Source organism: Sinorhizobium terangae, from assembly GCF_029714365.1.
GTDB classification, from domain to species: Bacteria; Pseudomonadota; Alphaproteobacteria; order Rhizobiales; family Rhizobiaceae; genus Sinorhizobium; species Sinorhizobium terangae.
On sequence record NZ_CP121659.1, the window covers coordinates 2915474 to 2940609 of the forward strand.

Sequence of the window (25136 nt, forward strand, 5' to 3'; positions counted from 1 at the left end):
GCTTGCGCACTATTGGCTTTAAGAAACTTGAACCTACATTGCGATCGATCAATTTCTCTTAATTGAAGGCCTCGCCATGATTCCCTTCTCCATTCTCGACCTGTCGCCGATTACCGAGGGCGGCAGCGTCGCCCAGTCGCTCGAAAACTCGCGTCGGCTGGCGATCGCCGCCGAGGAGAACGGTTACAAGCGCTTCTGGCTGGCCGAACATCACGGAATGAAGGGAATTGCGAGCGCGGCGACCTCGCTGGTCATCTCCCACGTGGCGGCGGCGACACGATCGATCCGCGTCGGCTCGGGCGGAATCATGCTGCCCAATCATTCGCCCCTCGTCATCGCCGAGCAATTCGGCACGCTCGCCGCGCTCTATCCGGGCCGCATCGACCTTGGCCTCGGTCGTGCGCCCGGCACCGACATGAGGACGGCACAGGCGCTCCGCCGCAACATGGAGGCGAGCGCCAACAATTTTCCGAATGATGTCGTGGAGCTCCAGGCGCTGCTCGGCCCCGTCACCGAAGACCAGAGGATCATCGCCGTCCCCGGCGCCGATACCAATGTGCCGATCTGGCTGCTCGGTTCCAGCCACTTCAGCGCTCACCTTGCCGGCATGCTCGGCCTCCCCTTCGCTTTCGCCTCGCATTTCGCCCCCGACATGCTGCTCACCGCTCTCGAAATCTACCGCGAGCGCTTCACGCCATCGGCCGGTCTCGAAAAACCGCACGTGATGGTCGGCGTGATGGGCGTCGCCGCCGATACCGACGAGGAGGCAAATTACCTCTTCACCTCCATGCAGCAGTCCTTCGTGGCACTCCGCCGCAACGCGCGCGGCCGCTTTCCGCCGCCGGTCAAATCCATGGATGGGCTCTGGAGCGACGACGAAAAGATCTTCGTCGATCACGCCATGACCTACGCGGTCGTCGGTAGTCCCGAGACGATTCGCAGGAAAATTCAGACCTTCCTTGAGCAGACCAGGGCCGACGAGCTGATCATTTCCATGCCGATCTTCGACATGGAGGCGCGGCTGCATTCCTTGAAGCTGTTTGGCGAGGCGCAGGGGGATCTTGCGGCCGCAGAGTGAGCAAAGGTTTCGTCGGCAGCGAAGCCATGCTGAAACAAAAAACCCGCGTTCCACTCGGAGCGCGGGTCGTTTTCGTCAGATCAAAAGAAAACTCAGGCCGAAAGCCTGGCAAGAACCTCATCGGAAACTTCGAAGTTCGAATAGACGTTCTGAACGTCATCGTCGTCTTCGAGGTTATCGATCAGCTTCATCAGCGACTGCGCCTTTTCCTCGTCCACCGGCACGGTGTTCTGCGCCTTCCAGATCGCCTTGACGGTTTCCGCCTCGCCAAGAACCTCTTCGAGGGCCTTCGACACCTCGCCGATATTCTCGAAGCTGCAAATGATCGTGTGACCGTCTTCGTCCGTCGTCACATCGTCGGCGCCCGCTTCGATCGCCGCTTCCATGACCTTGTCTGCATCGCCGGCGGAAAGCTTGTAGGTGATTTCGCCGACGCGATCGAAGGAGAATGAAACCGAGCCGGTCTCGCCAAGTGCGCCGCCGGCTTTGGTGAAGGTCGAGCGGACATTGGAGGCGGTGCGGTTGCGATTGTCGGTCAGCGCCTCGACGATGACGGCGACGCCGCCCGGGCCGTAGCCCTCGTAACGGACTTCCTCATAGTTCTCCGCATCGCCGCCCGACGCCTTCTTAATCGCCCGCTCGATGTTGTCCTTCGGCATCGACTGCGCCTTGGCGTTCTGGATCGCCAGCCTGAGGCGCGGGTTCATCGCCGGGTCAGGCATGCCCGACTTTGCCGCGACGGTGATTTCGCGCGCGAGCTTGGAAAACATTTTCGAGCGCACCGCATCCTGACGGCCCTTGCGGTGCATGATGTTCTTGAACTGTGAATGGCCAGCCATGGCGCCCTCTGCATGCATGAATTTATTGAGATGGGGCGCCTTATAGTTTCATTGCCGGGCCCCGTCCAGCAGGGCCGCGTGTTTTCAATGCGCGGAAATCCGCCGCCGTCAGAGCGCGGATCGCCGCGGTGGGCAGCTCAACCGCCGAGGAGAACATAGATCAGGGGCTTGCTCGGCAGGGAGCGCAGCGACACCTTCACGCTTGACTCCGTGGCAAAGCTCTTGTCGTAGTCGTCGCCGAACATCGCCAGAAAGTCGTTGATCAACGGCGGCCGGTGCATTGGCAGGATCAGCGCGGCGCGCAGACGGGATACGACGCGGCTCATGCTCTCGGCGCCCATCGTCAGGCCGCCATCGACCGGGACCATCAGCACGTCGAGCCGGCCGATCTGGCGGTAATGGCTGTCGTCGAGTTCGTAATGCAGGTGGCCGAGATGGCCGATGCAGAGGCCGGCAACCTCGAAGATAAAGATCGAATTGCCGTTGTGCTCCATGCCTCCGTAGCCGGAACGTATGTCCGTCGTGACATTGCGGATATAGGCGTCGCCAACGACGAGATCATGGTCGGCCGGCTTGCCATTATCGCCCCAGCCATGCAGGACGTGCTGGATGGCGGGGTCCGGCGTCAAAGTATAGTGGCTGGAATGGGCCTTGTTCATCGTGACCACAGTCGGCGGTGCAGGGGGCCGGAACCAGCCGTTGTAGTCGGTGGCGATCGAAATTCCGCCTGGCGTTTCGATCAGGAACGTCGAGTGGCCGAGGTAGGTTATATTGACTTCGCTGTCGGCCGCACTCGCCGGCATTGTCCCCGGAACCGTGAAGCTGGCGAATGTCGCCTTTGGCGTGGCTTCGGCTATCGCCTGGCATTGGCTCACCGGCGGTGAAGGCTGCTGCGCATGCGCATGTTCGGGCCAGAACGTATGGATCAGCCAGATGGCAGCCAGAGTGTAGGCAAGGTATCGGAGCAGCATCCTTCACCTCTCACACGCGTTTTAGGGCGGGATGAGGAAAAGTGTACGCGGTTTTCCGCCCGCATCCCGCTCTAACTCCTTAGAATCGATCACGATGACTTCAGGTCGATAAGATCTAAAGTCATCGTGATCTGGCGCGTGGCAGGATCATTCAAGGCCGCAGGCCCGTCCAGCGCCAAACTGGCGCCGGCGCTCACAATCGCGTCATTGTCCGCATTTGTCGAACGAGGGCACTGAAAGCGTATTCAGGTCCAATACCCTGGCGCAGGATCGGCAAGACGCACTCACTCAGCCGGTGCGCCCGGTGCTTCCTCGACGGCTTTCACCCGTTTCCGGCCAAGCGAGCGCAGCGTCACATAGAAGACAGGCGTCAGGAACAATCCGAGGAGGGTCACGCCCAGCATCCCGGAAAAGACCGCCGTACCGAGCGACTGGCGCATTTCGGCGCCCGGACCCGTTGCGATCACCAGCGGCACGACGCCGAGGATGAAGGCGAAGGCGGTCATCAGGATCGGCCGCAGCCTCAGCCGGCTTGCGTCGATCGCTGCCTCCACCGGCGTTTTGCCTTCCTCCTCACCTTGTCTGGCAAATTCGACGATCAGGATGGCGTTCTTGGCGGCAAGGCCGATCAGCACGACAAGACCGATCTGCGTGAGCACGTTGTTGTCGAACCCCCGGATGGCAACACCGAGAAGGGCAGCCAGAACGGAAAGCGGCACGATCAGGATGATCGCCAACGGCAGCACCCAGCTTTCATATTGCGCCGCGAGCGCGAGAAAGACGAAGATCACCGAGAGCGTAAAGATGAAGACGGCCGTGTTGCCGGTCTGGCGCTCCTGGAAAGCAAGCTCGGTCCACTCGAAGGTTGTACCCTGCGGCAGGACCTGGGCAGCGAGTGCCTCCATCTTGTCAAGCGCGGTGCCGGTCGCGACGCCAGGCGCCGGATTGCCTTGGAGCGGCACGGAAACATACATGTTGTAGCGCTGGACAAGCGAAGGCCCGCTGGTGTCGCGGATTTCGACGAGCGTTCCGAGCGGTACCAGCGCACCCGATGCGGAACGAACCTTCAGGGCGAGGATGTCGTCCCGTTCTACCCGGTATTTCTGGTCGGCCTGGGCGCGAACCTGGTAGACACGACCGAATGCGTTGAAATCGTTGACGTAGGATGTGCCGAGATTGATCGAGAGCGTTTCGAAGATATTCGGGATCGGCACGTTCAGTGCCCGTGCCTTGTCTCGGTCGATCGCCAGGAAGAATTGCGGGCTCGACGCCGAGAAGGTGGTGAAGACCCCGGTCAGCCCCTCCGTCTGGCTGGCCATGCCCATCATCTGGCGGGCAAGCCCGAGGGCGCGGCGCATGTCGGCGCTCTGACGATCCATGACCTGCATCTTGAAGCCACCGGCATTGCCGATGCCGCGCACGGACGGCGGCGGAATAGCGATGATGAAGGCCTCCTGGATGCTCTGCATCGTGCCGAAGATCTGGCCGATGATCTGGGTGGCGCTTTGCCCGTTCTTGAGCCGCTCCTCGAAACTGTCGAACGGCGTGAAGATGACGCCGGCGTTGGATGCATTTGTGAAGGTCGCGCCACTGAAACCGGCAAAGGCGACGGCGTCCCTGACGCCTGGCACCTTCCTGATCATCTCCGATGCCCGCTGCACGACCGCGTCGGTCCGTTCGAGCGAAGCACCATCGGGAAGCTGGATGACGACGATGGCATAGCCCTGGTCCATCGTCGGGATGAAGCCGCGCGGCACGATCTGCGCCATGTACCAGGTGGCCCCGAGAAGACCGGCGAAGACGACGAGCGAGGCGCCAATCGCCAACCGTGTCTTGACGAGATGGCGTACCACCCAGCCATAGCCGTCAGCCATGCGATCGAAGCCGCGGTTGAAGCCGTTGGCGAACGCCCGACCGACACGTGTGACCGGATTGCGGCTCTCACGCTCATGGTTCTCGTGCGGGCGCAACAGAACGGCCGCGAGCGCCGGCGAGAGCGTCAGCGAATTGATCGCGGAGATCACCGTCGCCACTGCGATCGTCACGGCGAACTGCAGATAGAACTGGCCAGAGATACCCGGAATGAAGGCGGTCGGCACGAATACCGCTGTCAAGACGAGCGAAATCGCAATGACCGCCGCACCCACCTCGTCCATCGTCACATGCGCCGCCTCTCTCGGCGTCATGCCTAGCGCGAGATTGCGCTCGACGTTCTCGACGACGACGATCGCGTCGTCGACGACGATGCCGATCGCAAGCACGAGCCCGAATAGGGTCAGCATGTTCAGCGAAAAGCCGAAGGCAAAAAGCAGCCCGAAGGTGCCGATCAGCGAGACCGGGATGGCGACGATCGGAATGATCGCCGTGCGCCAGGATTGCAGGAAAACGATCACCACCAAGGCCACGAGGATCGCAGCCTCACCGATCGTCTTGTACACTTCATTGATCGATTCCGAGATGAACTCCGTCGGGTTGTAGATGATCCGGTATTCCAGCCCCTCCGGAAAATCCTTCGAAAGCTCAGCCATCGTGGCCTGGATCGCTTCCGCCGCCGCGAGCGCATTGGTACCGGGGCGCGAGAAGATGCCGAGCGCAACGGCGGGCTTGCCATTCAGGTAGCTGTTGGTGACATATTCGCGGGCGCCAAGCTCGACGCGGGCGACGTCCTGCAACTGCACGAGCCTGCCGTCTTCCGTGGCCTTGACAATCACGTAGCGGAACTGCCGCGGGTCGCTGAAACGCCCGTCGGTCGTAACCGTGTACTGGAAGGCGGTGTCGCCCGACATAGGCGGCCCGCCGATGGAACCACCCGAAACCTGGACGTTCTGCTCGCGCAGCGCCTCGACGACATCGCCGGAGGTCATGCCATAGGCGGAGAGCTTCTGCGGATCGAGCCACACACGCAGCGCATATTCGCGCTCGCCGAACAAGGTAACGTCGCCGACGCCGTCCAGCCTGACGAGAAGGTCGCGGATGCGCGTACGGGCGTAGTTCGAGACATAGAGCTGGTCGTAGCGGTCGTTCGGCGACAACAGATGAACGACCATCATCAGATCCGGCGAGCTCTTCGTCGTCGTGACGCCGATGCGCCGGACCTCCTCGGGCAGCCGGGGCTCGGCTACTGAAACGCGGTTCTGCACCAGCACCTGAGCCTGGTCGAGATTCGTGCCAAGCTTGAAGGTGATCGTCAGCGCCATCGAGCCGTCCGCGGTCGAATAGGAGGACATGTAGAGCATGTTCTCGACGCCGTTGATCTCCTGCTCGAGCGGGGTGGCGACGGTGTTGGCAACGGTCTCGGCATCCGCGCCCGGATAGGAGGCGCGTACGACGATGGTGGGCGGCGCGATTTCCGGATATTGCGCCACCGGAAGCTGGGAATAGGCGATGCCGCCGACGATCAGCAGCACGATCGAAAGCACCGAGGCGAAGATCGGCCTGTCGACAAAGAAATGGGCGAACCTCATTGGGCGCTCTCCGCCGCTTGCGCCGCTTCCTGCGGCAGCACGACGAGCTCCGGCTTCACCTTCGCGCCCGGCCTGACGCGCATGAGACCGTTGACGATAATCGTCTCGTCGCCGGTCATGCCGCTGCGGATGACCCGATAGCCATGCAGCCGCGGTCCGAGACGCACGGGCTTGGTCACGACGCTGCCATCCTGGCCGACCTCGTAGACGACGCGTTCGTTCTGGTCGGCGGCGATCGCCTCATCAGGAACAAGGATCGCCTTGTAGGTGTTTGAGCCTTCCACCTCCACACGCCCAAAGAGGCCCGGCTGGAGGATGAAGTTCGGGTTCGCGAACCGGGCGCGCAGGCGCATCGTGCCTGTTTGGTTGTCCACCCTGTTTTCCGAGAAGTCGAGCTTGCCTTCGAACGGTCGTTCGGTGGCGTCGGCGATCGTCACCAATACGCTGAGCGCCCCACCGCCCTCCTGTAGCGCACTGCCCCGCTCCCGGGCAGTGCGGGCGTAGGAAAGCACGCGACGCTCATCGACATCGAAATAGAAGTCGATCGGGTCGAGCGAAACGATGGTCGTCAACACCGTCTGATCGGCCTGGACGAGGTTACCCGGCGAGATCAGGCGTCGATCGACGCGACCGCTCAGCGGCGCTGTGATCGTCGTGTACTCGAGGTCGAGCTTGGCCCGCTCGACGGCTGCCTCCGAGCCGCGCACATTCGCCTGCGCCGCAAGCAGCGCGCGGCGATCGTCATCGAGCTTGGACACGGAGAGCGTGCCGCTTCCGGTGAGCGACTCCGTCCGCTTGAACGTGCTCTCCGCGAATTCAAGTGTCGACCTCGCCGCCGCAAGAGAGGCTTCGGCCTGGGAGAGAGCGGTGCGGAACGGTCGCTGGTCGATGACGAAAAGTTTGTCGCCTTTCTTCACCAATGCCCCGTCGGTAAAGAAGACCTCATCGAGATAACCGCCGACGCGGGACCGGACGGCGACCTGGTCGACGGGCTCGAAGCGACCGATGAATTCATCAGCGTCGATCACATCGCGCACGACCGGCTTGGCGACGGTCACCGTCGGCGCCGGCGGCGCGTTCTGGGCAGCCGCAAGCGATGCGGCGAGAAGAACGAACGGAACACTGAAGATTGCGGGCAACGGCCACTTTCGCAACATGCACGTCCTCCGAAAGCAGTTGAAAGCCGAAATCGCCCGGCGTGGATTTTACGTTCGGGCTGGCGACACTGAAACCCGAAGCGGGAGGCATTCGGGCGGCATTAAATGGAAAACTTGCAACAGCGGCCGCATCCCGTGCGGCTCTGATTTTGACGCTAACCTGCCACCATTTGGCGGGGCTGTCACTTGAAAAAACGCAATTCCCGGAAGACGATACCGCAGGACGGGATAGCCGGCTGCAAGTGCTAGAATAGGGTGGAAAAGCGCTTGCTCGCGCCGGCTGCGCCCCGTTTACGACCAGAACTCAGGGATCGTTTCGTCGAGCCTCGGGCCGAGCCGGAGCGGCGCGATCTTCTCCGCAAGACCGGTGCGATCGGAAATCTCGACGCCGACGCCGCAAAGGGTCGCGGGCCCGGACGCCGCCTCGAAGCGGCCCTTCGGCATCTTTGAGATGAACCGGTTGAGCGGCTCTTCCTTGTCCATGCCGAGTGACGAGTCATAGTCGCCGCACATGCCTGCATCGCTGATATAGGCGGTGCCGCCGTTGAGGATCTGATGGTCGGCGGTCGGAACGTGAGTGTGGGTTCCGACCACGAGGCTGGCGCGGCCATCGACGAAGTGTCCGAAGCATTGCTTCTCGCTGGTGGCCTCGGCATGGAAGTCGAAGACGATGGCGTCGGCCTGCTCCCCGAGCGGACAGGCGTCGAGGATCGTCTCGGCGGCCTTGAAGGGATCATCGAGCTCGGGATGCATGAAAACCCGCCCCATGATGTTGGCGACCAGCACGCGGGCCCCGTTGCGGGCAAAGAAGAGATTGGAGCCACGCCCCGGCGTGCCGGCCGGATAGTTCGTAGGGCGCAGGAACTGGTCGTGCCTCTCGCAGAAGACCACCGCTTCCTTCTGGTCCCACACATGGTTGCCGGTCGTCACCACGTCGGCACCGGCATTGATCGTTTCCAGGAAGATATCTTCGGTGATGCCGAAGCCGCCTGCGGCGTTCTCGCCGTTGACGATGACGAAGTCGAGCTTCAGGTCCCCGACCAATCCGGGGAGGCGTTCCCAGACCGCCGTGCGGCCCGTCTTGCCAACCATGTCCCCGAGAAAAAGAAGCCGCATACCCGTTCAATCCTGTTTGAAATGCCGGAAGCCGCTCTCCGTCAGCACCGCGTCCAGCGCGACGTCGTGCGGTTCAGCCGGCACTGATGCCACTTCCTGGCAGTCGAATGCAATCCCGATCAGTCGCGGCATATGCCCTTTGCGGCGCAATCGTTCGATTGCGCGGTCATAATAGCCGGCGCCGTAACCGATCCGGTGCCCGGCCGAATCGAAGGCGGAAAGCGGCACAAGCATGATGTCGGGATCGAGTTCGGGCGCGTCCGGCCCGGGGCCGGTGGTGCCGAACCCGGTTTCGACCACCGCGACGCCGTCGACAAGTTCACGGAAGACGATGGTTTTCTTGTCCAGGATCACCGGCAGGCAGAGCCGGGCGCCGCGGTCCCTGAGCCGCACCATCAGCGGACGGATGTCCGCTTCCGAGCGAATGGGCCAGAAACCGGAAACGACATGGCCGGGATCGAGCGCGATGACATCACCGGCGTGCTCGGCCATGGACAGGCTCGCCTCGATGCGCACCTCCAACGGCATTTCATCACGCAGAGCCAGGCGTTCCTTTCTAAGCGCTGCCTTCAAATCTTTCGGTGACATCCGACAACCTTATCCTGCGGGGTTTTCGCCTTCATAGCGCAAAGCGCTCCGTAGCTGGAACCACGCCGCCGCCGCTTTTGCAACACCTCACGACAATCCCGTGCGCCTTTCCCGTTTCGGCACAGCATTAGCGCTCCATTCATCACTGCGCGCGGTTCCGCTTTCACGCGTCACCTTGGGCGTGCAAATAAGTTCGCGTTTTCAGATAATTAGCATCATCTAATCCGCGCAGAGAATGCGGAACTGTGGCCTTAACGGGCGAGAGTGGGCGGGCAGACAAGATGAACCAACTCGATCCCCTCGAACTGCGTTGCCTCACACTAGCCGCCTGCGGCAGGACCAGGCAGGACATGGTGCGTGAGACCGACATTCCGATGGAACGCATCAACAGCGCGCTCGATGAAGCGATGCGGAAGCTTCAGGCGACCAATCTCGCGGAAGCCATCTTTCGCGCAGCAAGACTCGAACTGCTTCATAACATCCAGTGGGAACGATAGGCCGGGTCCAGGCGGGTGGCGTCGAGGTCCGCTAACCAGCCGGGCTCGCCCGGAAGACCAGCGTCATTGAGCAATCGCGGATTATGCCATGGTGCCTCTGGATACGGCGCAGCCTGCGCGGCCTGCCACACGCGCCAGCGCGCGACCAGCCCCTGTAGTTGAAAGGCGAGGGAGGAGCCGGCGGAACCGGCAAGGAATGGCACACTCATCAGCGGAACTCCGGATGGCGCTCGACACTGTTGAATTCTCCACCCTCCGTTGACATCCGGCAAACGAATTGCGAACATAGCTGTCATCAGATTTTCTGATGGCTGCAAGATGTCCCTTCCGCTCGACAGCGACCTGCTGAGAACCTTCCTTGCGGTTGCCGACACCGGCAATCTGACCAAGGCGGCCGACAGCGTCGGGCGCACCCAGTCAGCCGTGAGCATGCAGATCAAGAAGCTTGAAGATGCGCTCGGCGACACGCTTTTCGACCGGCATTCGCGCGGGGTCGCGCTGACGATGCAAGGCCGGCGCCTTATCGACAACGCGCGGCGCATCGTGGCGCTCCTCGACGACACCGCGGCGGCCATGCGCCAGCCCGCGCTCGACGGCGCGGTCAGGATCGGGATTCCCGAGGAGTATATCAACTCCACGCTTCCAAGAGCGTTGGGTGCGTTTGCCGCCATACACCCCGGCGTGGAGGTCACGGTGCAACAGGGCACCTCGATGTCCAACCGAACGGCCCTCGAGGCAGGCGAGATCGACATTGCGGTCGTTTTCGAGCCCGGCGGGCGCACCAAGAACGAAGTCCTCATGGTGGATCCGACTGTCTGGGTTACCTCGGATCAGCACTGCACACATGAGCGGCAGCCATTGCCGATAGCCACATACACATACGCCACGGGCGGATGGTGCGATGACTTGGCGATGCAGAGTCTGAAGAGGCGTGGAAAACGCAGTCGCGTCGCCTATGTCAGCCGAACGAGCGGCGGTCTGATCGCGGCCGTCGTTTCCGGTCTTGCGATCGCGCCGCTGTCGCGCAGCGCCATACCGCCCGGCTGTCGCGAACTGACCGAGGATGACGGGTTCGGCATCATCGACATGTCGAATGTCGTGCTGCGCACTAGGCTGGAAAATCGGTCACCGACGATCGATGCCATGGCCGACGCCATCCGCAGCGCTTTCTTGGGCCCATAGCGGTCCGCCAAGAAGGAGAAGTGCGATCCACGACGACCGGTGGATAGTTTACGATCCCGGGTGCCTACTAAGTAGGTGGGCGCCGTATGTCCGAACCCACGAGTTCGGCCAGGGACAGCTCCCTTGAGATCGTGTATGGCCCCGGGGATTGTGGTTCCTGTCGGGAAGCGCAGACCGCGCGCTCAGATATAGAGGCTCTTTTCCGTTTTCGCCAGAGGGGTCTTTTAAAGACGATCAGTTGGCCGGAACAGCGGGGCGGCCATTGAGCTTGGCAGCGATGCTATGAATCTGGGCCGTGACTTCGCTGAGCGCCGAGGCCAGTGCCTCCTCGCTCCTCGCCTGTTCGGACAACGCAACGTCGCGGCCGCTCTTCAGATTGCCGAGTTCCGTTTCAAGGCTCTTCAGCCGGCGATTGACCTCGCTCAATTCGTCCATGACCATGATGCCGGCCATCACGGTCAGCCGAAGATCGCCGATTTCTCCGAACTGTCCCTTGAGATGGGCCACATATTGGTCGAATCTCGCCGCGAGGTCGCTGAGGTGATCCTCCTGCCCTTCCTCGCAGGCCATGCGGTAGGCCTTGCCGTCGATCGTCACCGTTACCTGCGCCATCGCGTAAACCTCAACGATCCAGCACCGCTCGAATGGTTTCCATTGCCGTCACCAGGCGACGGGAAACTTCGCGGTTGACTTCCTCCAGCCGGTTGGCCCGGAACTGGGACTGGTCGAGCTCCTGTGCCAGCCGCGCCCGGTCGGTATTGACCCGCCGCACCTCGCCCTCGAATTCGCTCAAGTCCCTTTCCTTGTCGAAACGACCGTCGATCGCGCCCTCAAGCGACTGGACCGCGTTCCGTAGCTCCTCGATCGCCGCTTTGACCGTCTTTGCCGGCATGCTCCGATACCTCTCTGGAGCGGGATGAGGAAAACGTGTGAAGCGGATTTCCGCCCCGCCCTAAGTCAACCTGCCACTGCATGATCCCCTAAATCGAAATCGACTTAAGGACAAAATCATGCAGCATTCCAAAGTGCTACAGCGACCTTGGCGCGTCCGACTGGACGCGCGGGCGCCGTAGAATTCTCTGCGCGTTCCGGGAACGCGGCGCTCCGGAAGAGCCGAATCGGCAGACGCAGTCCGCTGCTTCGCCTCGATTCTTTTTAAACCCATTCCCCAAGTCTCAACAATGCCCTCGGCCGCAATCGGCGTCGGAAGCTGTGGATCATCGCTCCTTAGCAAGCGCAACATCACTCAATGCTGCAGCGCAAGAACGATATCGAAAAGCACGCCACCATTTAGTCGCGGAAGGCCAGTATTTCGTATCAATTGACTCGCGCGGTGCACCTGCTATGTGTCTGCCGCTTCTCATACGGTCTTGGAGGATAGAGACCGTCCCTGACCACCGAACTCAAACGGAACAGTCATGATCTCTCGCGAAAAACACGATCGGATGGCAAATGCGATCCGCTTCCTTTCCATGGACGCCGTCGAGAAGGCAAATTCCGGTCATCCAGGCCTCCCGATGGGCGCTGCCGATATCGCAACCGTCCTTTTCACGCGGTATCTGAATTTCGACCCCAAGAACCCGGCCTGGCCCAACCGCGACCGCTTCGTGCTTTCGGCCGGCCACGGCTCGATGCTGCTCTACTCTCTGCTCTATCTCACGGGCTACGAGGACATCACCATCGACGAGATCAAGAACTTCCGCCAGCTTGGTTCGCGCACGGCCGGCCATCCGGAATACGGCCATGCGGCCGGCATCGAGACCACCACGGGTCCGCTCGGCCAGGGCATTGCCAATTCGGTCGGCATGGCGATCGCCGAACGCAAGCTGCGTGACGAATTCGGCAGCGACCTGATGGAGCACTATACCTACGTGCTCGCCGGCGACGGCTGCCTGATGGAAGGCGTCAGCCAGGAGGCGATCGCGCTCGCCGGCCATCTCAAGCTCAACAAGCTGATCGTCTTCTGGGACGACAACAACATCTCGATCGACGGCCCGATCTCGATCGCGGATTCGACCGACCAGCACGCGCGCTTCCGCGCCTGCAACTGGAACACCATCGCAGTCGACGGCCATGATCCGGATGCGATTGCCGCTGCGATCGAGCAGGCCCAGAAGTCCGACAAGCCGACGATGATCGCCTGCAAGACCGTCATTGGTTTCGGCGCCCCAAACAAGGCCGGCACGCACAAGGTCCATGGTTCGCCGCTCGGCGCCGACGAAATCGCCGCCACCCGCAAGGCGCTTGGCTGGGAGGCCGAGGCCTTCACCGTTCCCTCGGACGTGCTTGACGCCTGGCGCCTCGCCGGCCTTCGCTCGACGAAGACGCGGAAAGACTGGGAAGAGCGCCTCGAAAAGACCGAGACCGAGAAGAAGGCACAGTTCATCCGGCGCTTCGCCGGCGAGCTCGAAGGCAGCCTTGCCTCCGCAATCAGCGCCTACAAGCAGAAGCTCGCCGAGACCAAGCCGTCGCCCGCGACCCGCAAGGCCTCCGAGGACGCGCTCGAAGTCATCAACGGCATTCTCGCCGAGACGATCGGCGGCTCTGCCGACCTCACCGGCTCGAACAACACCAAGACCAGCCAGACCCATTCGATCACGCCGGACAACTTCTCCGGCCGCTACATCCACTATGGCGTGCGTGAACACGGCATGGCGGCGGCGATGAACGGCATGGCGCTGCACGGCGGTCTCATCCCCTATTCCGGCGGCTTCCTGATCTTCTCGGATTATTGCCGTCCGTCGATCCGCCTCGCAGCGCTGATGGGCATCCGCGTCATCCACGTGCTGACCCACGATTCCATCGGTCTCGGCGAAGACGGCCCGACCCATCAGCCGGTCGAGCACATGGCTGCGCTGCGCGCCATTCCGAACCTCTTGATGTTCCGTCCCGCCGACGCAACCGAAACAGCCGAATGCTGGCAGCTCGCGCTCGAAAGCCACAACCGTCCGTCCGGCATTGCGCTGACGCGCCAGAACCTGATGGCGGTGCGCACGGAATATGAGGAAGACAACCTCTGCGCCCGCGGCGCCTATGACCTTATCTCCGCCAGCGATGCCCAGGTGACGATCTTCGCCACCGGCTCGGAAGTCGAGATCGCCGTCAAGGCCTGCCAGGCGCTCACCGCCAAGGGTGTTTCGACGCGCGTCGTGTCTGTTCCCTGCTTCGAGCTCTTTGCCGAGCAAAGCGAAGATTACCAGCAGGCGATCATCGGCAATTCACCGGTTAAGATCGCCGTCGAAGCCGGCATCCGGCAGGGGTGGGATCACTTCATCGGCACCGATGGCACGTTCATCGGCATGTCGAGCTTCGGCGCTTCCGGTCCTTACAAGGACCTCTACAAGCATTTCGGCATCACGCCGGACGCTGTTGTAGCGGCCGCCGAAGCCAAACTGTCCTGATCAAGCCGGGGGGCGCTTCCCAAGGCGCCTTCTATTCGTAAAACGCCATTCTGATAGGGAAGGACCCGATATGACAGTGAAAGTCGCCATCAACGGTTTTGGCCGCATTGGCCGCAACGTGCTCCGCGCGATCGTCGAATCCGGCCGCACCGACATAGAAGTCGTCGCCATCAACGATCTCGGCCCCGTTGAGACCAACGCTCACCTGCTGCGCTATGACTCGATCCACGGTCGCTTCCCGGCCGAAGTCAAGGTCGAAGGCGACACGATCACCGTCGGCGGCGGCAAGCCGATCAAGGTAACGGCGATCAAGGATCCGGCGACGCTGCCGCACAAGGAACTCGGCGTCGACATCGCGATGGAGTGCACCGGCATCTTCACCGCGCGCGACAAGGCGGCCGCCCACCTCGAAGCAGGCGCCAAGCGCGTCATCGTCTCGGCCCCGGCCGACGGCGCCGACCTGACCGTCGTCTACGGCGTCAACCATGACAAGCTGACGAAGGATCATCTGGTCATCTCCAACGCCTCCTGCACGACAAACTGCCTGGTTCCGGTCGTCAAGGTGCTGAATGACGCTGTCGGCATCGACCACGGTTTCATGACTACGATCCACTCCTACACGAACGACCAGCCGTCGCTCGACCAGATGCACAAGGATCTCTACCGCGCCCGCGCAGCCGCTCTGTCGATGATTCCGACATCGACCGGCGCCGCCAAGGCCGTCGGCCTGGTTCTGCCGGAACTGAAGGGCAAGCTCGACGGCACGTCGATCCGCGTTCCGACCCCGAACGTCTCGGTTGTGGATTTTAAGTTCGTCGCCAAGCGCAACACCTCGGTGGAGGAAATCACCAACGCCATCAAGGCTGCCGCAAACGGCGCGCTGAAGGGTGTTCTCGGCTACACGGAAGAGCCGCTCGTTTCGCGCGACTTCAACCATGACAGCCACTCCTCGATCTTCGCGATCGACCAGACCAAGGTCATCGAAGGCAACTTCGTCCGTATCCTCACCTGGTACGACAACGAATGGGGCTTCTCGAACCGCATGGCCGACACGGCGGTGGCCTTCGCCAAGCTCATCTAACTCAGATGTTTCGCGCCCTTTCTCCAACGACGGTCCGCTGGCGTCCGCTGGAAGGGGAAGGGCTCGAACACCTGACACTGACATCAACAGATACTCCTGACGGCGCGGTCATCCGCGCCGTTGGCGTTCTCATCGGCAACCGCGGCGGTGTGCCCTACGGCGTGCGCTACCGGGTTGACTGCGACGAGACATGGCTGGTCCGCAAGTTGATCGTCGACACGACAGACGGTCGGAGCCTGCATCTGCGCTCGGATGCCCCGGGCAAATGGGCTACGGCGCGAGGCGCTGCCCTTCCTAAATTCGACGGCTGCATCGATATCGATCTCGCCGGGACGCCCTTCACCAACACGCTGCCGATCCGCCGCCTCGGTCTCACCCGCCGGTCCGGCACCGTCAGGCTCAAGATGCTCTACGTACCGTTCAATACGTTCGAGCCGATTGTGGACGGACAACACTATACCTGCCTCGATGATTTCAAGCTCTACCGCTACGAGGCCGAGGACCGCAGCTTTGCCGCGGACCTGCCCGTGGACGAGGACGGCCTCGTCATCGACTATCCCACCCTTTTCCAGAGACTATCACCGGAGACTATCTGATGACTTTCAAGACACTCGACGATCTGACCGACATCGCCGGCAAGCGCGTGCTCGTGCGCGTCGATCTCAACGTGCCGGTCAAGGATGGCCAGGTAACCGACACGACCCGCATCGAGCGTGTCGCCCCCACCATCGGCGAGCTTTCCGAAAAGGGCGCCAAGGTCATCCTGCTTGCCCATTTCGGCCGTCCTAAGGGTGAGCCGGTCGCCGACATGTCGCTGAAGACAATCGCGCCCGCCGTCGAGGAAATTCTCGACCAGCGCGTTCATTTCGCCGCCGACTGCATCGGCGACAAGGCTGCCAATGCCGTTGCCGAGATGAACGACGGCGATGTGCTCCTGCTCGAAAACACCCGCTTCCACAAGGGCGAGGAAAAGAACGATCCGGCTTTCGTCACGGCACTGGCCGCCAATGGCGACCTTTACGTCAACGACGCCTTCTCCGCCGCTCATCGCGCCCACGCTTCCACCGAGGGTCTCGCGCATCACCTCCCGGCCTATGCGGGCCGCACGATGCAGGCTGAACTCGAAGCCCTCGAAAAAGGTCTCGGCAATCCGAGGCGCCCGGTCGTCGCGATCGTCGGCGGCGCCAAGGTCTCGACCAAGATCGACCTCCTGCAGAACCTGGTGAAGAAGGTCGACGCCCTCGTCATCGGCGGCGGCATGGCCAACACCTTCCTTGCGGCACAGGGCATCGATGTCGGCAAGTCGCTCTGCGAGCATGATCTTGCGGACACGGCAAAGGCGATCATCGCCGCGGCGTCGGCGGCCGGTTGCGCCATCGTGCTGCCGGAAGACGGCGTTGTCGCGCGCGAGTTCAAGGCGGGTGCTGACAACGAGGTCGTCGACATCAAGGCGATCCCGGCCGACGCCATGGTGCTCGATGTCGGCCCGAAATCGGTCAGCGCGATCAACGACTGGATCTCCCGCGCCGAGACGCTGGTGTGGAACGGCCCGCTCGGCGCCTTCGAGATCGCACCCTTCGACAAGGCGACCGTCGCCGCCGCCAAGCATGCGGCCGCCCGCACGCGGGCCGGTTCGCTCGTCTCCGTCGCCGGCGGCGGCGATACGGTCGCGGCCCTCAACCACGCCGAAGTCGCGGACGATTTCACCTATGTTTCGACGGCCGGCGGCGCCTTCCTCGAATGGATGGAAGGCAAGCCGCTGCCGGGTGTCGACATCCTCAACCAACAGAAGTGAAGCAAGCCTCCGACCCGGGCGCATGCGTCGCCCGGGTCGGAGACGCAAAAATAATTATGATATTTCAAACGATTAAAATAATTTAAATCGTTTCAGTCGATTTTCGCGCCATTTTCCCGGACAATTTCTTCTGTTATCGCGCCATTATTCGGAACGCGGCGGACGTAAGCTGCGCCTCAGACCGAACTTGTTTTCATTCGTCGCCCGCTCCGTTGGTGATCGGCGCTGTCTAAGGAGAAAAAACATGAGCGAAAGACTGGAAGATATTGCGGTTGCCATGGTCGCGAACGGCCGAGGCGTGCTCGCTGCCGACGAGTCGACCGCAACAATCAAGAAGCGCTTCGACAGCATCGCACTGGAATCCACCGAGACCTCGCGCCGCGACTATCGCGAGATGCTGCTGCGGTCCGATGAGGCGATGCGCAATTACATTTCCGGCGTCATCCTCTATGAGGAAACGCTGTTCCAGAAGGCGGCCGACGGCACGCCGCTCGTCGAAATCATCCGCAAGTCCGGCTCGATCCCCGGCATCAAGGTCGACACCGGTGCCAAGCCGATGCCCTATTTTGCCAAGGAGACGATCACCGAAGGGCTCGATGGCCTCGCGGGACGGCTTGCGAAATATTACGAAGCCGGCGCCCGCTTCGCCAAATGGCGCGGCGTCATCGCCGTGTCCGATGACCTTCCCACCTGGGGTTCGGTCAAGGCCAATGCCCACGCTCTGGCCCGCTACGCCGCACTCTGCCAGGAAGCGATGATCGTTCCGATCGTCGAGCCCGAAGTGCTGATGGACGGCGCACCCGGCGATCATTCGATCGAGCGCTCGGAAGAGGTCACCGAATGGGTGCTGCGCACCGTCTTCGAAGAACTCGGCGACGCACGCGTGAAGCTCGAAGGCATGATCCTGAAACCGAGCATGGTCATCGACGGCAAGAAGGCGCGCAAGGCGTCCGTCAGCGAAGTGGCCGAGCGTACGGTCAAGGTGCTGAAGCGCACCGTGCCCTCCGCCGTTCCCGGCATCGCCTTCCTCTCCGGCGGCCAGTCGACGGAAGAAGCAACCGCGCATCTCTCCGCCATCAACACGATACGCGACCTGCCCTGGAAGCTCACCTTCTCCTATGGCCGCGCCCTGCAGCAGGAGGCGCTGAACGCCTGGAACGGCAAGGCGGAAAATGTTGCCGCCGGCCAGCGCGCCTTTACCCATCGCGCGAAGATGTGCAGCCTCGCGGCCAAGGGCACCTGGAAGAAGGACCTCGAAAAGGCCGCTTGAGCGGCGACCGCATGGACCGAAAGTGGGAGTGGTTTCGGACAACCCGAAGCGCAACCAGAAAGAGCGTTAGAAGGCCCGGCGGCAGCGATGTCGCCGGGCTTTGCATGGGCGCCGTCCGCCCTGAGGTTCGCGGTGAGGCAATTGTCATGGAGACAAGTTCGCTGTTTCAGGCGACGCGCAAACGGCTCTAAATCCTGCTTCGATCGAGCAGGAGCCTGCAATGCCAACCGTTTCCTTCGTCACTGTCGATGTTTTCACCTCCGAACGCTTTGCCGGAAACCAGCTTGCCGTCATCCCGGACGCGCGAGGGCTGAGCGATCGTCAGATGCAGGCGATCGCCACGGAATTCGGCTATTCCGAAGTTACGTTTGTTCTTCCGCCGGACGATCCCGCAAACACCGCTCGCGTGCGCATTTTCACGCCCACGACCGAAGTGCCCTTTGCCGGACATCCGAATGTCGGCACTGCCTACGTGCTCGGTCGGCAATCGGAAATCTTCGGCAAGTTGCCGGGCGACCGCCTGCGTTTCGAGGAAAAGGCCGGGCTGGTTGAGGTGGCTCTCCTTGACCGCGATGGCGTTGTTACCGGCGCGCGCATTGTCGCGCCGCAGCAGCTTCTCGTCGGCCCTGCGATCGACGCAGCGGCCATCGCCGCCTGTGCCTCGCTCCCCGTAGCAAGCGTGAGCGATCGCCGCCACCCGCCGGTGCGGATTTCCGTCGGGCTTCCCTTCGCCGTTGCAGAAGTCCGGGACGTGGAAACGCTCTCAACGGCGCGTCCGAACGTCAGCGCCTTTCACGAGGCGAATGGCCGTTATCCGCTGGCCGAGGACAGTTTCAGCCTGTTCCTCTACGCGCGCAAACAGCACCAGCCATGGCGGATAAGGGCCCGCATGTTCGCGCCACTCGACAATGTCATCGAAGACCCGGCAACCGGCAGCGCGTCCGCCGCACTCGGCGCCTATCTCGTCTCCCTTCATCCGGAGGACGATGCCGAAATCGAACTCACGATCGAACAGGGCGTCGAGATGGGCCGGCGCAGTCTGATAGCGGTTACCGTCAGCAAGCAGGGGGGCACGGTCGGCAAGGTCAGCGTCTCGGGTGAGTGCGTGACGGCGATGCACGGATCGATCGAGCTATGACGTTCAGCGGGGTGCACCCTCGCAGTCCTCGATCGCGTCGAGGAGCGCCTGGAAGCGGGGATGGTCGCGAATGGGGTCGAGATCCGAATCGTGTTTGAACCAGTGGAGGTGGTAGCTCGAGCTCTGCGGCACGACCGTCTCGAGGAGATCGAGCGCGCGCTCGCCCTCGCCGAGAAGCGAATAGACACAGGCGGCATTGTATTGCGCAACAACATCGTCCGGGTCGATCGCCAGCGCGCGGGCCACCCATTCCTTGGCGCTCTCGGCTTCGCCCATATGCGCAAGCGCCAGTGCACCGCGATGGGCCGGGCTGGCGTTTTCCGGGTGCCGCTCCAGCGCTCTTTTCGCCCGTTCGATGCCGATGCGTGCCCAGCGCTGGCGCTCGGGCTCCATGCCGAGTGAGAAATAGCAACCCATCAAATGAATTGGCGAAAAGTAGTCGTCAGGTCGGATCCCGGCCGCACGCTCGAAGAAGCCGATTGCTTCTTGAAATCGACCCTGTGCGAACAGGAAACGGCCATAGTACAAGTTCGCCTCGTAGAGCGAAGGCTCTAGCGCCAGAGCCTGGCGAAACTCACGGCCCGCCTCCTCCGTTTGTCCGTCGTGGGTCAATGCCAACCCGCGTGAGGCGTGCGCTTCTGCCAGGTTTGGGTCAAGGGCCAGCGCCCTGGCGCTCATCTCGAAAATGCTCTCGAGCGGAAAATCCTTTTCGTGCCAGTCTCGGATCGCGCATTCGCATTCGGCTATGCCTGCATAGGCACGGGCATAGTTCGGATCGAGTTCGACAGCCTTCAGGAACATCCGGCGCGCGAGCAGAAGGTAGGGCCGGGTCCAGGTACGCGAGAACTGGCGGCCGCGAAGGTAGTAGGTATAGGCCTCCACGGAGGTGGTCGGATCGCTCTCGATCGCCTTCTTCTCTTCCGGCAGCAGCTTGATCCTGAGCTGGTCGACGATCGCGTGCGTGATCTCGTCCTGGATCATGAAAATGTCCGTGAGTTCGCGGTCGTAGCGGTCGGCCCAAAGATGCCCTCCGGTCTGCGCGTCGATAAGCTGGCCGGTGATGCGGACGCGCTCGCCTACCTTGCGGACACTGCCTTCGAGAATGAAGCGAACGCCGAGTTCCTGGGCGATCTGCTTCACCTTCACCGGCTTGCCCTTGTAGGTGAAGACGGTGTTCCGGGCGACGACATGAAGGCGCGAGATCTTCGAGAGATCGGTGATGATGTCCTCGGTGATGCCGTCGGAGAAATATTCCTGCTCCGGGTCGTGGCTCATGTTCGTGAAGGGCAGAACCGCAACCGAAAGCTCATAGCCGGGTTCCACCGCGACGGCGACCGGCTCCGCTGGCTTCTGGGCAGCCACGTCGCCGAAGGAGATGGTGTAGACGCGCACACTCGGGGCAATGTTCTTCAATGCGTGCTCGCCCTTGTCCACGAAGCCGAGGTCGAGCCGCGAGCCGACGTGATCGCGTACCGAGGCAGAAACCGCGATGCCGGAGGGCTCGGCCAAGCCTTCGAGCCTCGCCGCAACGTTCACGCCGTCACCGAAAATGTCGCCGTCTTCGACGATGACATCGCCGAGGTGAACACCGATCCTGAGCTCGATGCGCCTGTTCCTTGGCAGTCCTTCGTTCCTTGCGAGCATGCCGCGCTGAATTTCTGCCGCGCAAGCGACCGCATTCACCACGCTCGAGAATTCGACGAGCATGCTGTCACCCGCAAGTTTGACGACACGTCCCTTGTGGGTTGCAATCTTGGGCTCCAGGAACTCGCGGCGATGTCTTTTCATTGCTGCCAGCGTGCCGGCCTCATCGGTACCCATGAGACGGCTGTAACCCACGACTTCGGCAGCGAGGATGGCGGTCAGACGACGTTCCAAGAGACCCTCGATTTTCATCTTGTGTCCGAACAAGCTAACTTATCCTTTTATGCACCGGATGTCGTGTGGATACTACCGCATCTCCGTAGCACAGCCGCCAAAGGCGGATCTGTTTCAAATGGAACGGTTTCGTGAGCCTCAACCAGTCCGGGTGCTGCCGCATTACGTCCGAGGCGCGGCAGAGGAAAGCGCATCAATGAAACGACCTACTACGGCCGCACAAGCACTGTGATCATCATCACCGCGATCGCGAAAACGGCGATCTTCCAGAAATCGCGTCGTTGCCGCAGCCCCGGAAGGCCGAGCGGCTTGATGACTTGAACAGACATCGCGAGCAGAAAGAGTGCCATCAGGATTTTCGACATTCATTCGATTCCCGCAGAGTTCCGCAGTGATGCCCCCACAAGGGATGGGGCGGAAGACGCTTATGCACTTTTTCTCGTCCCTCTCGCCAGCGTCATACCGCCGTCACTTTTCGTCGCATAGAGGGCTATTGTTTCCGCCACCGATTTGCAATGACGGGTAGCACAAAATCCGGCTGGCAATTGCGGGAACTCGCCCCTAGCTTGCTGACAGCAGAACGATTTTCGGATTGATGATGAGAAAGAACCTGCTTCCCGTCGCTGCGCTCCTGGCTGGCACCCTGTTTCTCTTTCTTGGAAACGGTCTGCAGAGTCTGCTCCTGCCGGTGCGCGGCACGGCCGAGGGATACCCGACAACCATTCTCGGCCTTCTCGGCACGTCCTGGGCCTCCGGCTTCGTCCTCGGCTGCTTTCTAGGCCCGAACGTCGTCAAGCGCATCGGGCACGTGCGCGCCTTCAGTGTCTTTACCGCCCTGATAGCGATCATCTCGTTGTTGACCGGCATCCTGGTCGATCCCATCTGGTGGGTTGTCTTGCGCGCGGTCACGGGTTTCTCGACCGCCGGGACGTCGATGATCATCGAAAGCTGGTTGAACGAACGCGCCACCAATGAAAGCCGCGGCGTGATTTTCTCGCTCTACATCGCGATCACGCTTTTCGGTGTCGTCGGCGGCCAGATGATGATCCCTTTCGGCGAGACGTCTACGACCTTCTTCTTCATGATCTGCGGCATTCTCTATTGCGTCGCAATGCTGCCGACGCTGCTTTCCAAGGCTGCCTCGCCGCAACCGCTGAAACAGGTCCGGCTCGATCTGCGCGGCCTCTATCGCAATTCACCGGTATCTTTTCTGGGCATCCTTCTGGTCGGCATCGCGAACGGCGCCTTCGGCACGCTTGGCGCCGTCTTCGGCCGCCAGGCCGGTCTTTCCGACAGCACCGTCGCGACGATGATGAGCGTGGCGATCTTTTCGGGAGCCGTCATGCAACTGCCTGCGGGCCGTATTTCCGACCGTGTCGACCGCCGCTACGTGCTGGCTGTGCTGGCCGGCATCGGCGCTCTTGCGGGCCTCCTGATCTTCCTCGTCGAACCGAGCCAGGTCTGGATCGTTTTGACGCTGATCGCCATCTACGGTGCCGCCGCCAACGCCCTCTACCCAATCGCGGTCTCCCACGCCAACGACTTCGCCACGCCGGAAGAATTCGTCAAGGTTTCGGGCGGCCTCTTGCTGCTCTACGGCATTGGCACGATCATCGGCCCGACGATCGGTGGGCCGATCATGACCGCAACGGGACCTTACGGCCTGTTCATGATCACGGCTTGCGCGCATATGCTAATCACGGCCTACGCGATGGTTCGCAGCCGCCGCCGCGCGCCGGTTCCGGTCGCCGAGCGCGACGCCTTCTCGCCGGTCAATGCCGGTACGCCGACGACGCCGGAAAGCCTGCAGCTTTCGCCGCGCGCCGCGCCCCTTGACGAACTGCGCGAGGAGGATGTCAGCGACAACCCCGAGGAAGAGGAGAGATCGAATGAGCCTGTTTGACGACGACCTCCCAAAGAAGAAGACAGCCCACGAGATCGGCAGCGATCTGTCGCTGCTCTCGGTCGATGAACTGACGGCGCGCATCGCGCTCTTGACGGAGGAAATTGCGCGATTGGAGGCCGAACGGGAGCGCAAGTCGGCGAGCCGGTCCGCGGCCGACAAGCTCTTTCGCTAGAGCGGGATGAGGAAAAGTGTGCGGTTCTCCGCCTGCATTCCGCGTCTCAACTCATCAGAATCGATCACGGCGCGGAAGCGATTTGCCTTGCGCACGCGCGCTTCCTGCTTCGTGACCCGAAATAAACGCAACTTAACGGCAAATTAAGCATTTTCGGCGATTGTCGAGTTATCCGGTTCCCCCGGACTCAGACATTTTCTCCGACTGGCGAATGGGTCTGATTTCTCCCTGTTTTACCTTGAGAGCCGCTTTCCGCGGCTCTTTTTTTGTCTTTCAGCGCCGCGCGTCCTTGGGACACGCAAAGGACGCTGAAGCACTTGGAATTGCCGAATGATTTTGTCCGCGGAATCGACTCCGATCTGGGGAATCAAGCGGGAGCAAACAGGGCATTTCAAAGAATTGTGGAGATTAACCCTTTCTTAAGAATACCCTTGCGCGGAATGCGGTAAGGGATCATTCTTCAACCATAGAGGGGGCCAGGGGAGCTTTTCCCGGAGTCGCCCGTTACCCGACCGTGATGCGTTTGAACCAGGGAAAACAGGCCATGTCCGAGAGAGGATTGAATACCGTCAGTTTCGCGGGACACGCTGCGTCCTCGGCGCAGTTCAAGGCGCTCTATGCAGAAGGCATGGGCCTGGTCGAGGAAACCGCGAGCTATCTCGATGGACCTGGCCGTCTTGCCTCCAAGGCGCTGCCCCGCATGGCCTCGGTGCTCTACGCCGCAGAGTCTATGCGGCTTACCACGCGGCTGATGCAGATGGCCTCCTGGCTTCTGCTTCAGCGTGCCGTCAACAACGGCGAAATGAGCCGCGATCAGGTTCTCTCGGAAAAGAGCAAGGTGCGCCTCGACAGCTTCAACGTCGATCGCAACGCGCCGGGCTGGAACGATCTCCCCGAGATGTTCCGCGATCTGATCGAACGATCGCTCCGCCTGCAGAACCGTGTCGCGTTACTCGACCGCGAGATTTACCGGCCGCAGGAGGCGACGACCTTCGTTCCGGACAACCAGAACGGCGTCAAGGCGCAGATCAAGCTGCTGCAAACCGCCTTCGGCACCAACTGATAGCGACGCGCTGATCGTCCCTGACAATCTTGAACCCGGCCGCGCGCCGGGTTTTCGTTTTGGGGCCATTGCTGCGCGCAAACAAAAAAGCCCGGCAGAGCCGGGCTTCGAACACGCCGTAAAGGGCGAGCGATCAGAGGCCGAGGCCTTCGAAGCGCTTCTTGAACTTGGAAACCCGGCCGCCGCGGTCGACGAGCTGCTGGTTGCCGCCGGTCCAGGCCGGATGCGACTTCGGATCGATTTCCAGGTTCATGGTGGCACCTTCCGCACCCCAGGTCGAGCGGGTTTCATATTCGGTGCCGTCGGTCATGACCACCTTGATCATGTGGTAGTCGGGATGGATGTCTGCCTTCATAACAATCTTCCTAGAGTTCCAGGGTCCAATTGTCGCAAGGCATTGCGACTTTGGGACCGAACACGTAAATGGAGCCGCAGACCGCTCTTGGGCCGCGGCTCCCCAATTCGATGCCGTGCCTATACATGAAGGTCTGCGGGATAACAAGTGCCGCGCGGAAGACTTATAAAGAAGGCCTTCCACGC

The 25136-nt window shown here is 61.7% G+C and carries 23 protein-coding genes and 1 other RNA gene; 12 read left to right on the forward strand and 12 right to left on the reverse strand.

The window, feature by feature from the left end:
• Nucleotides 1-76: 76 nt before the first annotated feature.
• Complete coding sequence (locus QA637_RS13935) at nucleotides 77-1078, forward strand: LLM class flavin-dependent oxidoreductase (protein WP_153436396.1); 1002 nt, start codon at nucleotides 77-79, stop codon at nucleotides 1076-1078.
• Nucleotides 1079-1170: 92 nt separating this feature from the next.
• On the opposite strand, the gene QA637_RS13940 is transcribed toward QA637_RS13935, so the two are convergent.
• The 6 genes from QA637_RS13940 to QA637_RS13965 form a co-directional block, all read right to left on the reverse strand.
• Complete coding sequence (locus tag QA637_RS13940; RefSeq protein WP_153436397.1) at nucleotides 1171-1917, reverse strand: YebC/PmpR family DNA-binding transcriptional regulator; 747 nt, start codon at nucleotides 1915-1917, stop codon at nucleotides 1171-1173.
• A 137-nt stretch (nucleotides 1918-2054) separates the two neighbouring features.
• Nucleotides 2055-2888, reverse strand: a complete 834-nt coding sequence (locus tag QA637_RS13945) for an MBL fold metallo-hydrolase (RefSeq protein ID WP_153436398.1) — start codon at nucleotides 2886-2888, stop codon at nucleotides 2055-2057.
• A gap of 284 nt (nucleotides 2889-3172) precedes the next feature.
• Nucleotides 3173-6352 (reverse strand): efflux RND transporter permease subunit, encoded by a 3180-nt coding sequence (locus tag QA637_RS13950; RefSeq protein WP_153436399.1) that lies wholly within the window; start codon nucleotides 6350-6352, stop codon nucleotides 3173-3175.
• Complete coding sequence (locus QA637_RS13955) at nucleotides 6349-7509, reverse strand: efflux RND transporter periplasmic adaptor subunit (protein WP_153436400.1); 1161 nt, start codon at nucleotides 7507-7509, stop codon at nucleotides 6349-6351. Before QA637_RS13955 ends, QA637_RS13950 begins: the two co-directional genes overlap by 4 nt.
• A 291-nt stretch (nucleotides 7510-7800) precedes the next feature.
• Nucleotides 7801-8625 carry a TIGR00282 family metallophosphoesterase gene (locus QA637_RS13960; RefSeq protein WP_283061854.1) on the reverse strand — a complete coding sequence of 275 codons (825 nt, stop codon included), beginning with the start codon at nucleotides 8623-8625 and terminating at the stop codon, nucleotides 7801-7803.
• A 6-nt stretch (nucleotides 8626-8631) separates the two neighbouring features.
• Nucleotides 8632-9213: a 5-formyltetrahydrofolate cyclo-ligase gene (locus QA637_RS13965; protein WP_153436402.1), complete on the reverse strand. Its 582-nt coding sequence runs from the start codon at nucleotides 9211-9213 to the stop codon at nucleotides 8632-8634.
• Nucleotides 9214-9494: 281 nt separating this feature from the next.
• On the opposite strand from QA637_RS13965, the gene QA637_RS13970 reads away from it, so the two are divergent.
• Nucleotides 9495-9710, forward strand: a complete 216-nt coding sequence (locus QA637_RS13970; protein WP_153436403.1) for a helix-turn-helix domain-containing protein — start codon at nucleotides 9495-9497, stop codon at nucleotides 9708-9710.
• A gap of 318 nt (nucleotides 9711-10028) precedes the next feature.
• Nucleotides 10029-10892, forward strand: a complete 864-nt coding sequence (locus QA637_RS13975; protein ID WP_283061857.1) for a LysR family transcriptional regulator — start codon at nucleotides 10029-10031, stop codon at nucleotides 10890-10892.
• 20 nt (nucleotides 10893-10912) lie between these two features.
• Here QA637_RS13975 and ssrS read toward each other — a convergent pair.
• The 3 genes from ssrS to QA637_RS13990 all read right to left on the reverse strand — a co-directional run bounded on the left by ssrS (nucleotide 10913) and on the right by QA637_RS13990 (nucleotide 11784).
• A non-coding RNA gene (ssrS, locus tag QA637_RS13980) (6S RNA) lies at nucleotides 10913-11071 on the reverse strand.
• Between the two features lie 55 nt (nucleotides 11072-11126).
• A complete protein-coding gene (locus QA637_RS13985; RefSeq protein ID WP_153436404.1) occupies nucleotides 11127-11504 on the reverse strand; it encodes a cell division protein ZapA in 378 nt (125 codons plus the stop codon).
• 10 nt (nucleotides 11505-11514) lie between these two features.
• The gene (locus tag QA637_RS13990; RefSeq protein WP_136508101.1) at nucleotides 11515-11784 is read right to left on the reverse strand and encodes a DUF4164 domain-containing protein; all 270 of its coding nucleotides are present in this window, start codon (nucleotides 11782-11784) and stop codon (nucleotides 11515-11517) included.
• Nucleotides 11785-12310: 526 nt separating this feature from the next.
• Between QA637_RS13990 and tkt the strand changes: the two genes are divergently transcribed.
• The 6 genes from tkt (at nucleotide 12311) to QA637_RS14020 (ending at nucleotide 19577) form a co-directional block, all read left to right on the forward strand.
• Entirely contained in the window at nucleotides 12311-14293 is a 1983-nt protein-coding gene (gene tkt / locus QA637_RS13995; protein WP_153436405.1) for a transketolase, read from the forward strand.
• A gap of 70 nt (nucleotides 14294-14363) precedes the next feature.
• Complete coding sequence (gene gap / locus QA637_RS14000) at nucleotides 14364-15374, forward strand: type I glyceraldehyde-3-phosphate dehydrogenase (RefSeq protein ID WP_153436406.1); 1011 nt, start codon at nucleotides 14364-14366, stop codon at nucleotides 15372-15374.
• A 5-nt stretch (nucleotides 15375-15379) separates the two neighbouring features.
• Nucleotides 15380-15970, forward strand: coding sequence for a putative glycolipid-binding domain-containing protein (locus QA637_RS14005; RefSeq protein ID WP_153436407.1), 591 nt, complete (start codon nucleotides 15380-15382; stop codon nucleotides 15968-15970).
• Nucleotides 15970-17169, forward strand: coding sequence for a phosphoglycerate kinase (locus QA637_RS14010; RefSeq protein WP_153436408.1), 1200 nt, complete (start codon nucleotides 15970-15972; stop codon nucleotides 17167-17169). The genes QA637_RS14005 and QA637_RS14010 overlap by 1 nt, the downstream gene beginning before the upstream one ends.
• Nucleotides 17170-17413: 244 nt before the next feature.
• Complete coding sequence (locus QA637_RS14015) at nucleotides 17414-18439, forward strand: class I fructose-bisphosphate aldolase (protein WP_153436409.1); 1026 nt, start codon at nucleotides 17414-17416, stop codon at nucleotides 18437-18439.
• Between the two features lie 220 nt (nucleotides 18440-18659).
• Nucleotides 18660-19577 carry a PhzF family phenazine biosynthesis protein gene (locus QA637_RS14020; RefSeq protein WP_283061862.1) on the forward strand — a complete coding sequence of 306 codons (918 nt, stop codon included), beginning with the start codon at nucleotides 18660-18662 and terminating at the stop codon, nucleotides 19575-19577.
• Nucleotides 19578-19580: 3 nt separating this feature from the next.
• Here QA637_RS14020 and QA637_RS14025 read toward each other — a convergent pair whose 3' ends face one another.
• Together QA637_RS14025 and QA637_RS14030 are read right to left on the reverse strand one after the other, a co-directional pair.
• The gene (locus QA637_RS14025) at nucleotides 19581-21488 is read right to left on the reverse strand and encodes a TPR end-of-group domain-containing protein (protein ID WP_283061864.1); all 1908 of its coding nucleotides are present in this window, start codon (nucleotides 21486-21488) and stop codon (nucleotides 19581-19583) included.
• Nucleotides 21489-21664: 176 nt separating this feature from the next.
• The gene (locus QA637_RS14030) at nucleotides 21665-21820 is read right to left on the reverse strand and encodes a hypothetical protein (protein ID WP_153436412.1); all 156 of its coding nucleotides are present in this window, start codon (nucleotides 21818-21820) and stop codon (nucleotides 21665-21667) included.
• A 233-nt stretch (nucleotides 21821-22053) separates the two neighbouring features.
• On the opposite strand from QA637_RS14030, the gene QA637_RS14035 reads away from it, so the two are divergent.
• The 3 genes from QA637_RS14035 (at nucleotide 22054) to rcdA (ending at nucleotide 24596) form a co-directional block, all read left to right on the forward strand.
• Entirely contained in the window at nucleotides 22054-23358 is a 1305-nt protein-coding gene (locus tag QA637_RS14035; RefSeq protein WP_153436413.1) for an MFS transporter, read from the forward strand.
• Nucleotides 23345-23533, forward strand: coding sequence for a DUF1192 domain-containing protein (locus tag QA637_RS14040; RefSeq protein ID WP_153436414.1), 189 nt, complete (start codon nucleotides 23345-23347; stop codon nucleotides 23531-23533). The genes QA637_RS14035 and QA637_RS14040 overlap by 14 nt, the downstream gene beginning before the upstream one ends.
• 544 nt (nucleotides 23534-24077) lie before the next feature.
• A complete protein-coding gene (rcdA, locus tag QA637_RS14045) occupies nucleotides 24078-24596 on the forward strand; it encodes a protease adaptor protein RcdA (RefSeq protein ID WP_153436415.1) in 519 nt (172 codons plus the stop codon).
• A 133-nt stretch (nucleotides 24597-24729) separates the two neighbouring features.
• Here the strand turns inward: rcdA and rpmE are convergent, their stop codons facing one another.
• Complete coding sequence (rpmE, locus tag QA637_RS14050) at nucleotides 24730-24951, reverse strand: 50S ribosomal protein L31 (RefSeq protein ID WP_153436416.1); 222 nt, start codon at nucleotides 24949-24951, stop codon at nucleotides 24730-24732.
• Nucleotides 24952-25136: the final 185 nt, after the last annotated feature.